This window comes from Caballeronia sp. LZ008 (assembly GCF_031451435.1).
In the GTDB taxonomy this organism is placed as follows: Bacteria; Pseudomonadota; Gammaproteobacteria; order Burkholderiales; family Burkholderiaceae; genus Caballeronia; species Caballeronia zhejiangensis.
The window spans coordinates 698,895-710,650 of sequence record NZ_JARUXK010000004.1; the positions used below are offsets into that span (position 1 = coordinate 698,895).

15 protein-coding genes are annotated in these 11,756 nt (G+C 60.3%); all 15 read left to right on the forward strand.

Features of this window, described 5'->3' with window-relative positions:
* Complete coding sequence (locus QCE49_RS28075; protein ID WP_250456683.1) at positions 1-891, forward strand: phage antirepressor N-terminal domain-containing protein; 891 nt, start codon at positions 1-3, stop codon at positions 889-891.
* Positions 892-1,371: 480 nt separating this feature from the next.
* Entirely contained in the window at positions 1,372-2,991 is a 1,620-nt protein-coding gene (locus QCE49_RS28080; RefSeq protein ID WP_250456684.1) for a lytic transglycosylase domain-containing protein, read from the forward strand.
* Entirely contained in the window at positions 2,991-4,070 is a 1,080-nt protein-coding gene (locus tag QCE49_RS28085) for a phage baseplate assembly protein (protein ID WP_250456685.1), read from the forward strand. The genes QCE49_RS28080 and QCE49_RS28085 overlap by 1 nt, the downstream gene beginning before the upstream one ends.
* A 10-nt stretch (positions 4,071-4,080) precedes the next feature.
* The gene (locus tag QCE49_RS28090) at positions 4,081-4,644 is read left to right on the forward strand and encodes a phage baseplate assembly protein V (RefSeq protein ID WP_250456686.1); all 564 of its coding nucleotides are present in this window, start codon (positions 4,081-4,083) and stop codon (positions 4,642-4,644) included.
* A 3-nt stretch (positions 4,645-4,647) separates the two neighbouring features.
* Positions 4,648-5,094, forward strand: a complete 447-nt coding sequence (locus QCE49_RS28095) for a phage GP46 family protein (RefSeq protein ID WP_250456687.1) — start codon at positions 4,648-4,650, stop codon at positions 5,092-5,094.
* Positions 5,095-5,137: 43 nt separating this feature from the next.
* Entirely contained in the window at positions 5,138-6,259 is a 1,122-nt protein-coding gene (locus QCE49_RS28100; protein ID WP_309806684.1) for a baseplate J/gp47 family protein, read from the forward strand.
* Positions 6,260-6,266: 7 nt separating this feature from the next.
* Positions 6,267-6,863 carry a YmfQ family protein gene (locus tag QCE49_RS28105; protein ID WP_250456689.1) on the forward strand — a complete coding sequence of 199 codons (597 nt, stop codon included), beginning with the start codon at positions 6,267-6,269 and terminating at the stop codon, positions 6,861-6,863.
* A gap of 8 nt (positions 6,864-6,871) precedes the next feature.
* Positions 6,872-7,738: a hypothetical protein gene (locus tag QCE49_RS28110; protein ID WP_250456690.1), complete on the forward strand. Its 867-nt coding sequence runs from the start codon at positions 6,872-6,874 to the stop codon at positions 7,736-7,738.
* Complete coding sequence (locus QCE49_RS28115; RefSeq protein WP_250456691.1) at positions 7,738-8,154, forward strand: tail fiber assembly protein; 417 nt, start codon at positions 7,738-7,740, stop codon at positions 8,152-8,154. The genes QCE49_RS28110 and QCE49_RS28115 overlap by 1 nt, the downstream gene beginning before the upstream one ends.
* A 49-nt stretch (positions 8,155-8,203) precedes the next feature.
* Positions 8,204-9,016: an FkbM family methyltransferase gene (locus QCE49_RS28120; protein ID WP_250456692.1), complete on the forward strand. Its 813-nt coding sequence runs from the start codon at positions 8,204-8,206 to the stop codon at positions 9,014-9,016.
* A gap of 110 nt (positions 9,017-9,126) precedes the next feature.
* A complete protein-coding gene (locus QCE49_RS28125; RefSeq protein WP_250456693.1) occupies positions 9,127-9,546 on the forward strand; it encodes a hypothetical protein in 420 nt (139 codons plus the stop codon).
* Between the two features lie 16 nt (positions 9,547-9,562).
* Positions 9,563-10,087 carry a hypothetical protein gene (locus QCE49_RS28130; RefSeq protein WP_250456694.1) on the forward strand — a complete coding sequence of 175 codons (525 nt, stop codon included), beginning with the start codon at positions 9,563-9,565 and terminating at the stop codon, positions 10,085-10,087.
* A 62-nt stretch (positions 10,088-10,149) separates the two neighbouring features.
* Positions 10,150-10,437 (forward strand): hypothetical protein, encoded by a 288-nt coding sequence (locus tag QCE49_RS28135; protein ID WP_250456695.1) that lies wholly within the window; start codon positions 10,150-10,152, stop codon positions 10,435-10,437.
* On the forward strand, positions 10,409-10,930 hold the full coding sequence (locus tag QCE49_RS28140) for a glycoside hydrolase family protein (RefSeq protein WP_250456696.1): 522 nt from the start codon (positions 10,409-10,411) through the stop codon (positions 10,928-10,930). The genes QCE49_RS28135 and QCE49_RS28140 overlap by 29 nt, the downstream gene beginning before the upstream one ends.
* Before the next feature lies 1 nt (position 10,931).
* Positions 10,932-11,510: a lysis system i-spanin subunit Rz gene (locus QCE49_RS28145; protein WP_250456697.1), complete on the forward strand. Its 579-nt coding sequence runs from the start codon at positions 10,932-10,934 to the stop codon at positions 11,508-11,510.
* Positions 11,511-11,756 lie beyond the last annotated feature (246 nt).

Consider the following 11,756-nt stretch of genomic DNA (forward strand, 5'->3'; position numbering starts at 1 on the left):
ATGTCGAATGCTAGCACACAGGTAGTCTCACGCCAAATTAAGGTGCCGTTCCACGGTGCCGAACTGTATGTCGTGGAACACAACGGCGAGCCCTATACGCCGATGAAACCAATCGTCGACGGGATGGGGTTGGATTGGAAAAGCCAACATACGAAGTTGACACAGCGATTTGCGTCAACCATTGTGGAAATCGCAATGGTTGCCGAAGACGGCAAGCGTCGTTTGATGTCGTGCATGCCGATAAAGAAGCTTCCGGGCTGGTTGCATTCGATCAATGTCGGAAAAATTCGAGCCGAGTTGCGTGAGACGGTGGCTGCGTACCAGGCGGAGTGCGATGACGCGCTGTGGCAGTACTGGATGGACGGAATTGCGTTCAACCCCCGATTAGGATTCTCGGTCAACGCCGGAGACGTTTTGACGGCGGATCAACAGGAAACTCTTCGACTGATGGTGAAGACGCTCGTTGAAAGACTCCCCAAGGGGAAGCAGGGCGGCGCGACGATCAAGATCTGGTCGAAGCTGAAGTCGCACTTCAAGGTCGGCTACCGGCAAATCCCACAGTCAGAATTTACAGAGGCGGTCAGTATCGTGACGCGCACCGCCGCAGATTGGGAAATCGTCGATGAGAAGGCCGATGACGACGGCATCACATTCAAAGTCCCGAGGTATGGGCGCTACGTTGTCGAGGCCAGTTCGCTCGGATCGTATGTTTTCGACGCGCGCGACGTCGCGTTCGTAATGAACCGGGATCTCGGCGAGATGAAGAGCGAAATGCGCTCACTAAGCGATACGCTCGACGCAATGCGGCAAAAGATTTCAGATTTCACTGACGATCGGAGCAGGCCGCATGTTTTAAGGCCAGTCGCGATCGACATGCGAGTCTGCCTCTAGATCAGTTAAGTGGGCGTTGCACCGTAACCATCCGGCCGCCGACGCACTTAGTGGTGATCTGGAGACGTCTCACATACAGCTGGCCATTGGGCCCTTCAACGACGCGCTGTGTAACGCCGCCCGTTGGCCAGCGACAATTGGGTTCCGTCATGTTGCCTTCGTCGTCAAGCACTGGTGCAACGTCACGTCCGTCGAACCGGTAGTGGGGCGGGGATCCGGAATCGCCTTCTTTTGCTAGCGGGGAGCCGCCGACTGTGGGCGCCCCAGCGCCCCAGTTATACGCTTCAAAGCGGAAGCCTTTCGGAAAGTCTTTGCATCCGTCCGACGGGGACGAGCTGCAGGCATAAGTATGTTCAGCGGTGACTTGGTACACGGGATTCGCTGCAACGGTGCTCGTAGCGAGCGCGACGCACACGAAGGGAAGTAGAGTCTTCATGAGTTGTTCTGTCTGGTATCGAGATAAAAATAGTAGCGCACGCCATGGCAAATAATCTGACAATCGTCATCTCCGCGCTCGACAGGACTGGGGCGGGCTTCGCATCGGCGAACCGGAACCTGCGTGCCATCGATCAAGCGATGATCCGTACGAGTCGATCGTCGCAGCGCATGACGGCGGTGCAGAGCTTCGTGACTGGCGCCACGCGCGCCAGCGCGCTCAGCGGCGCTTTGCTTGCTGGCGTGGTCGGCGCGGCGGCGCTCGTCACATCGAAAATTCTTTCGATCGAATCGGCGTGGGCGAACACGGTGCGCAGCGTCAGCAACAAATCGCTGACTCTTGGCATCGATGCCAAGGAACTGTTCGGCATTCAGAATGCAGCGAAGTCTGTCGGTTTGAGCGGCGATCAGGCGACGTCATCCGTTGAGGGCGTGACTCGCGGATATTACGAGTCGACGCAGGGTCGAGATCCGCAGAAGCGGATGATCTACCAGGCGTACGGCATCAACGGGCTCGACGAGCGCGGCCAGTTCAGTTCGGAGCGTCTGCTCGAGCAGATCGCCGCAGCCGGCGAGAGCGTGAATAGTCGGAACGGCCCGCTCGCGCGCCATCGCTTGTTTGAAGCTCTCGACGCTGGCGGTCTGGAAGATCTGCTGAATAAGGGTGCCGGCGGTGTGCGCGATCGCTACGCGCGCGGCCTCGCTCTCGCTCCAAGCGAGGACGATATTCGTCACGCGAACGACTACGCGGAGGCGATGTCTCGGCTCGATGCGCAGTTCGACAAGACGAAACAAACGATTCTCGGAAGCTTGGCACCGTCGTTGACCTCTTTTCTGAGGGAGACCGAGGATTTCGTTGCACGGCTTAACGGCAAGGCGCTTCCGACGGCCGCGCTGAAGTCGACGGCGACAGTAACTGGGAACCGGCTGGCGGACGGTGCCGAGAAATTCGGGAATTGGATGCGAGGACGCGGCGCGAGAACTAATGCTGAGATCTCGTTGGCGCCTGGCTCGGCTGCGCCCGGGTTCTCCGGATGGCGCACCGGTGCGGACCATGCCACGGCACAGACCGCAGCACTTTTCGCGGATCTTGAGCGGCGCAACGGCCTGCCCGCTGGTTTGCTAGACAGCGTCTGGGCCGAGGAGTCTAGTCGTGGGGAGCGGCTTCGATCGCCTGCTGGGGCGATGGGGCACTTTCAGTTCATGCCGGCGACAGCCAAGCAATACGGGCTTAAAAACCCGGACGATTTGGTGGAGTCGGCCGACGCCGCCGCGCGCTATTACCATGACCTTTTGCAGGCGAATGGCAACGATCTTCCTCGAGCGCTTGCTGCGTACAACTGGGGGCAAGGGAATCTCAACCGATACGGCCTTGCCCGTGCTCCGTCCGAGACACGGAATTACATTGCCGATGTGACAGCAGCGATGGCCGAGAGCGCGCGGCAACCTGTCTCCGGTCTGTATGGGGGTGCGGGGGCGCAGCAGCAATCCAGCCAAGATGCGGCTCCTACTCGAGCAGATGGAGAACTTCGGGTGAAGGTAGAACTCGGCAACCTGCCTAAGGGTTCTCGTGCTGAGGTCTCCGGCACGCCCAATGTGAAATCGACGGTGGAACGAGGTTCCACCGGTTCAACCAGTCAATTCGCGCTCGGGGCGACGTACTGATGAATTCGCTCGTTGTTACGTTGCCGGAATCGAATATCTCGATCACCGGATGGAAAGGCGCGCGCGTCACGCGTTCGATCGAGAGTTGCACCGGTTCGTTCGTGTTGGAGATGACCGAGCGCTTTCCGGAAGAAGTCGATGAGGTCTCGCTGATCGGCGGCGCGCCAATCCAGATCGCGATCGATGCGGACAATCTGTTACTGACCGGATACGTCGATACCGTCGAATACATCATCACGCCGCACGAGCATCTAGTTCGCGCGACCGGTCGCGGCAAATGCCAAGATCTGATCGACTGCAGTGCGCCGGTTGATCGGATTTTGGCGAACAGCCGCATCGATGCCGTATGCCGGTCGCTGCTGAAAAACTTCGAGATCGACGTCGTGGTTTCGGCGAGCCTGCAGGCCGTCATCGGCGAGTTACCCACGATCCCGTTTCAGTTGATCTCGATCACCGAGACGCCGTGGGAGATCATCGAGCGCTGCTGCAGGTACAGCGGCGTGCTCGCATTCGAGCTTGAGGACGGCTCATTGTGCCTCGCGCTGGCTGGCGACGCGCTCGGATCGACGGGGCTTGAAATAGGGAAAAACATAGAGTCGGCTGTCTCGGTGAAGAGTTCACTCGGGCGCTTTTCGAGCGTTTCGGGCGTGCTGACGAACTACAACAACGCGACCGACATAGGCGTCAATCTGCTGCCTGAATACACGGCGTATGACCCGGGCGTGAAGCGGTATCGCCCGAAATTCATCGTGTCGGAGCAGCCTTCGTCGGATCGGACCTATCTCGAGCGGCGCGTCGACTGGCAGATTGCGCGTGCCTATGGCATGTCTCGGCAGGTCCGCGTGCTGGTGGATAGCTGGACCGATTCGAGCGGATCGCCCTGGTATGTGAACTATCAGGTGCCCGTCACGATGCCGCTGCTCAAGATCCCGGAAAAGACGCTCCTGCTCATCACCGAGATCAGTTTCATCCTCGACGAGAACGGAACGCATACCGAGCTTCTGCTGGCGCCGCGTCAGGCATATCTGCCCGAGCCGCTTGTTCTACAACGCATCGATCCGGACATCGCGCCGGCCTGAGGACTTTTGAATGCTCGACGCACTGAACGCGCTCTCACGGCGGATTCGTCTGTTCGTGAGCCGCGCGGTGATCTCATTCGTCGATGACACGCGAACGGTCCAGTACCTGCAGGCGAAGATCAATGCGCTTGAGACGGTCGGCGACATTCCGCGCTACGTCGAATATGGGCTGTCATCGAATCCACCGCTTGGCTCGGAGGCGTTGATCGTTTTCGGGAACGGTGAGCGCACGAACGGCATCGTCATCGCCACATCGAACGCGAAATATCGCGTCACGGCTCTGTCAAGCGGCGAGGTTGTGGTGCACGACAACACGGGTCAGAAGGTCTATCTATCGCAGGCGGGCATGGTGCTAGACGGCGGCGGCAAGCCTGTGACGATCACGAACACGCCGGAGATCGAAGCCGACACGCCGTTGTTGAAGTGCAAGGGCGACATCATCGACAACTATGAAACGAACACGCGAACGGTTGCGGGAATGCGCCAGGTCGCGAACCTGCATACGCACCCGATCGTGAACGTACAGACTGGCGGAAGCACAATCAACACGCAGCCGCCGACGCAGCCGGAGTAATAGATGTCTGACATCAGCATTGTCTGGGATACGGCGAACAGCCGCGGCGACTGGCAGCAGCTCGGACCTGATCTGCTCACAGGCAACGAACTTCAAACCGCCGTCCTCCTAAGCTTATTCACCGACCGCGTCGCCAATTCCGACGACGTCATACCCGATGGAACCGGAGACCCTCGCGGCTGGTGGGGCGATTTCGACGAAGACAGCCCGCTCGGTTCGCGGCTGTGGCTGCTCGATCGGTCGAAGCAGACTCAAGAGGTGCTCAACAACGCGCGCGATTACATAGTCGAGGCGTTGCAATGGCTCGTTGATGATGGCGTCGTCGCGAGCATGGATGTTCAGACGGAATGGACGCGCGACACGTTTCTCGGCGCGCAGATCACGCTCTATCAACCGGCCGGCCCGAGCGTCTCACTGACGTACGCTTGGGCGTGGCAACAGCTCACCTGATATGCCATTCCAACGAAAAACGCTCTCCACCTTGATCAGCGAGGTGGCGGCCGACATCAACTCGGCCTTGCAAGGTGCGGATGCGACGCTGCGTCGTACCGTTCTGAAGGTGGTCGGAAAAGTGCAGGCAGGGATGTCGAACCTGCAGATGGGCTACCTCGACTGGATCGCAAAGCAGGCGGTGCCGTTCACCGCGGAGGATGAGTACCTTGAGGGGTGGGCGGCGCTCAAGAAGGTGTATCGCAAAGCTGCGACGCCTGCGCAGTTGACAGCCGCGTTCGCTGGTGTAACTGGAACGGTACTGAATGTCGGAACGCAGGTCGTGCGCAGCGATGGCGCGACATACACGACGGGCGCAACGGCGACGGTCGACGGGACGGGTTCGCTCTCGGTGACGATCGTGGCGACATCTGCTGGTTCTGGCGGTAACGCTGATCCTGGCACGACCGTAGCACTCGGTGTCGCGGTGTCGGGATTGCAGTCGTCGGGGACGATCACGGGCACCGTCGCATCCGGCTCAGACATCGAAGATAACGATGATCTGCGCACGCGGATGCTTGCTGCATATCAGAACACGCCGCAGGGCGGCGATCTCAATGACTACGTCGGCTGGGCGCTTGCCGTGCCCGGTGTGACGCGCGCGTGGTGCGCGCCGAATGGCTTCGGCGCCGGTACGGTCGTGATCTACACGATGTGGGATGCGGCCGAGGCATCGCACGGCGGTTTCCCTCAAGGCACCAACGGGTGCTCGCAGTACGACAAGGGACCGGGCGGCACGCCGCGTGGCACCGTCGCGACCGGTGATCAGCTCATCGTCGCCGACACGATAGTCAATGAGCAGCCGGTCACCGCACTCGTCTATTCGTGCGCTCCCGTCGCGAACAATCTGACGCTCACGCTCTCTGGGCTGACGGGCACGTCGACATCGACGCGCGCAGCAATCTCCGCAGCGATCTCCGATGTCCTTTTCCGAAACGGCGATCCGCGGTCGGGCACGATCAATCGCTCGGACATCGAATCGGCGATTGCGTCGGTGTCTGGCACGAGCGGATTCGTCATTACGCTCGTTCAGGGTGTGGTGGGCACGACGACAACGACGTATCCGGGAAACATCACGAGCGGATTTGGGCAGCTTCCGGTGCTCGCCGGCGTGAACTACGTTTGAGGCATCCATGCTTGCACCGAATTTCAAAGCGGCTGACTTTCTCGCTGCGATGCAGGCGCTGTTGCCCCGCGGTCGCGTATGGCCGCGTGATCCGGATACGGTCCAGACGAAGGTTCTGTCTGGTCTCGCGCCATCGTACGAGCGTCAGACGGCACGCGCCAATTATCTGTTGGTCGATGCGTTCCCTTCGACGACGTACGAGCTTCTCCCGGAGTGGGAATCGACGCTCGGTCTGCCCGATCCGTGTGCGGGGGAAGCGCCGACAATTCCCGCGCGGCGTGCGCAAGTCATTGCTCGCCTCACCGCCATGGGGGGAGCTTCCATTCCGCAGTTGGTGGCGTTCGCGGCATCACTGGGCTACGCGGTGACGATCACGCAGTACACGCAAGCGCGCGCCGGGCTGTTGCGCGCCGGGCAGCCTTGTTGCGGCTACGACTGGAACTTTGCATGGAAGATCACCGCGCCACTTAACACCGTCGTACGGGCGGTCGCTGGATCTATGGCAGCTGGTGATCCGTTGGCATCGTGGGGAAACGCAGTTCTCGAGTGTGAGTTTCGCGCAGTGATGCCGGCTCACACGATTCCGATTTTTGCTTACGCGTAAGAGGCACTATGTATCGCATTGACGATGCCACTGCGGCAACCAGCCTTCCGACACCAGAGTCGGCAAGCGCCGAAGGATACTTCACCGAGGGAAATCCAACGGCAGGAACTCCCGCGACAAATGTTCGTGCATCCTGGCTGAATATGCTTCAAGAGGAGCTGCGCGCGATCGTCGTTGCCGCAGGCCTCACGCCGAGCAAAACGACGTACAACCAGGTGCTGTCTGCTATCAACGTTTTATTGCGCATCTCTGCGTCGACCTTAGCAACTGACACCGGCAGCGCGAATGCATACGTGCTGACGACCAGCCCTTCGTTTTCCAGTGTTGCGGTCGGACAGAAATTGAGGTTCACCGCGACGAACGGAAATACCGGGGCTTGCACGGTGAATGTGAATGGTATCGGCGTGCTTCCGTTACGCGGTCAAAATAACAGCGCCCTGCAAGGCGGTGAGATCGTCGTCAACGGATACTACGAGATCGAGTACATAAGCGCCAATGTCTGGTGCATCACGTCACAAGCTGGTTTCAACGCGTCCATGCAGGTTGCCAATGGCTCGCAACCTTTGCACGCTTGCGCGTTCGGCCAAGCATTTGGCGTTGGTCAAACCGTCACCAACGTGACAGGCAGTCGCGCGCTTGGCACCGGCTACACGAACACCTCTTCGAAGGCCATCATGGTCACGATTCAGGCGACTTCGAGCACTGCGCCTGCAGATCTTTTATTCACGGTGAACGGTGTCAGCGTTTCGAGTTCTGACGCTACAGTCGTTGGTCGACCGATGTACTGCACCTTCATTGTCCCGCCGGGCGGGACGTACAGCGCCAACGTCACATCTGGGACTGGCACAATCGGCATCTGGGTGGAGCTACGATAATGCAATATTTCATCGATCAAGCGACTGGAAAGCCTTGGGCGTTCGAGGATAATGTCTCCGCCGCGAAGAACGAGTCCGGAGACTACGCCTTCTCTTACACTGTCGGCGACGATCCAACGATCTATCAACTCGACGTACCTGCAACTCTTCAACCGTGCACCGAAGAGGAGGCCGCCGCGGCCGCGCTGCCGAAATACACGCAAGAGCAGATTCTGGCGAATAACACGGCGACCCGCGATTTCCTGCTCTCGCAGGCGGCTCTCGCGATCGCTCCGCTGCAAGACGCGGTGGATCTGGGTGAGGCGACCGACGCGGAGACGGCATTGCTGAAGCTTTGGAAGCAATACCGTATCGCGGTAAATCGCTTGGATATGACGCAGGCGAGTCCAGCTTGGCCACCGGCGCCGGTCGCGTGATCCGGACAGTGCATAATGCGGGTCTGTTCGGCAAATAGACCCGCATCCAATGACCACTCTTCACCTTAGCCAGATTGAGGCATTCGTAAAATCGCATGGGACCGCCACGTTCACACTTGCCGGCCGCAACATTACGTTTGATTTGAGCAACCGCCACGAGCGGGCCTATGCAGCGACTCTACTGATGAACGTGCAGTATCCGCAGTCGGATCTTGACTCGTATCTGTTTAAACGGTTCGTAAGGCCCGGAGACGCTGTTCTGGATGCCGGCGCGAACATCGGCTTCACAGCACTCGAGTGCCTCGACGCGGGCGCACGGAAGATCGTGGCGGCCGAACCTGTGCCGGAATTATTCCGACGGCTTCAGATGGTGGCGGGAGGTGAGATTGTCGCAATCGATCAAGCAATATCCGACGCGCCGGGCTCCGCGGAGATCATCGTCTCAGTAACCCATAATCAGGGTTCCAGTTTGAAGTCCGAGATAACGGAGATGTTTCCATCGGTCTTCGGAGACAATCCTCGAAAGGTAACGGTCGAGCTGACGACGATCGATCGCCTCGTGGAACAGCATGGGTCGTTCGATGTTTGGAAGTTGGATATAGAAGGGGCCGAAATCGATGCATTGCGAGGGGCGAATAGGACGCTTGCAGAGCGGCCGCCGAGAGTAATCATCACGGAACTGTATGGCGACTTCATGCAGGAGTTCTACGATTACATCGCTCCGACGCATCCGTTTGCATACCGCGCGTTTATCCGTCGCAGCGACTACGGGCTTGCTCTCGTTGATCATAGGACGCCTGCTACGGATGAGTATCACGGAAACAGCCCCATGTATGTGTTCGCCACCGATCGCCAAGATTGAATCCGACGGTTATCGCCTTCTTGAGAAAATTTCAAATTGCAATTCGTATTTGAGCCGCCCCTGAGGCGGCTTTTTTTATGCCCGGAGAACCGGCTTACGAGGGAATACCAATGTCGGAATTCTGGAACGAGGGCGTCAAGTCGATAGTGACCGCTCTTGGAAGTGTTGGCACCTTCTGGGTCGGCGGCCGCATGTGGCGGCAGATCGATCGCAGACGACAAGCCGAGAGCGAGGGCGAGGCCAACATCGTCAAGGCGGACTCCGCTGCGCAAGTCGAAGCGATTGCTCGGTTCGAGCGGCTCGCGACGTTGGCGGAAGAGCGCGCTGGCCGCGCCGAGGCTCGGGAGCTGCTCGCCGTGCAGCGCGCGGACCGCGCTGAAGAACTGATGCGCTCGGCAGAGCAGCGCGCCGATGCGGCCGACCGGCGCGCGCAGCGCGCTGAGGCCGAGGTGCTCGAATTGAAAACCAGAATCGAACGCCTTGAGCGGGTGATCGAGAACCGGAGGGAGTCAGATGTCTCGCGTTCGTGACTGGCGGTGGTGGGTAATGGGTCTCTGCATCATCGGTGGGCTTAGTGGCGTCGCCGCAGTTGGCTTCTTCATTGGGCAGTGGGGAATGTCGGTCGAGCGCGCGAATTGGACCAAGGAGCGCGCGGCGTACATCAAACGCTTCCCCGAGGTGCGCGCTGAGACGCGAAACGCATGCGTCGCCGAGTACGAGAGCAAGGTGCAGCAGCTGCAGCAGCAGAATCAGCAAAACATCCAGGCCATGTCCGACCTCCGATCGCTGATCACAGATACGCATGATGTTGCCCAATACACGCTGCGCTTTCTCGGCGACCGCGCGAAGCTGACCGACGCGCGCCAGGCTGCACTCATCAAGCAGACCCGTCAAGCCGCCGCGGCGGCGACCGTCGCTGCCCAGAAGACGGAGGCCGTCGAGCAGAAAGTTGCGGTCGCGGCGACGAAGGCGGATGAAGCCGCAAACACCGCGAAGGCCGTCGACAAAAAGCTCGAGACGGCCACGCACCCGTCGTTGCCCGCTCAGCCTTGGGCGGGAAGTCGCCGATAGGCGGCACCAGATTTCACATCCGAACCCGGCCCGCGCGCCGGGTTTTTCTTTTCAGAGGCCCTATGAACCTCAAGCTTCGCCTGGTCGATGACGCGGCCAAGGTGCACACGTACTCGTCGACCATCATCGCGGCGACCCTCGGCGCCGTCTCGGCAGCATCGCCTTTCATCGAGGCGGCGTGGACTGGCATGCCCGATGAAGTGAAGTCGCTCCTCCCGGATAGCTGGCGGCTCGCGATCGCGATCGCGGTCGGCTGTCTTGCGATCATCGCCGCGCGCTACACGACGACGGCTCCGAAAACGACCACGAGCGGGGCAGCGGATGGCGACGCAAGCGCAGCAGCCGAGTAAGCGGCCCGGCAAGAAGACGCTGGCCGCGACGCTCGGCGCTGCCGCTGCGGCTGCGCTCGTCGCACTGACCGCGTCGCAGGAGGGCGTATCGCTGAAGCCGTACAACGATCGTCTCGCGAACAACATTCAGACCGTCTGCTTTGGCGAGACGAACGTCGAGATGCGCGCGTACACGTTGCCCGAGTGCAAATCGATGCTCGGCGACAGCCTTGCGGGCTACGCGGCGGCCGTGCGCGACATCACTCCGGGCTTCGACGCTCTGACGGATGGGCAGAAGGTTGCCGTCGTGGATCTCGCCTACAACATCGGCGTGCCGAACTACAAGGGATCGACGCTGCGCAAGCGCTACATCGCGCGAGACTTCCCCGGCGCGTGCAGCGAGTTCATGAAGTGGCGCTTCGTTGCCGGAAAGGACTGCGCGATCGCGGCGAACCGCTGCGGCGGAATCGTGACGCGTCGCCAGCTCGAGGCGCAGGCCTGCCGAGGAAACTGACATGTCTCCATACCTCATCACTGGGATCATCGCCGGCGCACTCGGTATCGCGCTCGGCGGCGCAGCCGTACACACGGTCGACGCCACGAAGCTCGCCACCGAGCAGACCGCGCACGCGCGCGACAACGAGATCAACGCGCAGAAGCTCCAGGCCGTGTCCGACGCGGCTGCCAGCGCGGCGCGCGCGGCGATCGCAAAACAGAATGACGCGTCGACCCAGATCGCGTCTCTGGACGCGCAACTCATTCAGGAGAAAGCCTCTCATGATGCCGACAATGCGAAGAATCGCGCTGCTATCGCTGATGGCGCTCGCCGGCTGCGCGTCGCAGTCACAGCCTACACCCCCGCAAGCAGTGGCAACGCCGCAGATTCAGGCGCAAGCCCCGGCAGCGTGGGCAATGGTGCCGGTGGCACAGCCGAGCTATCACCTGCGTTTGGATCAGCTCTTTTCGGGATCGTCGACGACGCCGACGGCGACGCCCGCGCAAAAGCCGAATACCTCCAGCACTACGTCTGCATCCTCCAGCAGCAAGGAGTGATCGCGGGCGCATGCAGCCTTACGACCGCCGCGAACAAGTGACCATGCGGGCATCTACCGTGCGAGTCCCTTGGCCATTGAGTCGAAGAGGACCTCACGCATCTTGATGATTGAGCTTCCGAAGCGGCACATCCTCGCGCACGATCTAGCCCTGGCGAAGAACTGTCCTCAGAAATGAAAAAACCCGGCGTCGAGCGCCGGGCAAGTGCTTATTGATGATTCGAGCGCCATGCAAACGCTCGATGTCATTATGGGCGATGAGAGGCGAAATTCAAGCTCAGCCGTGAA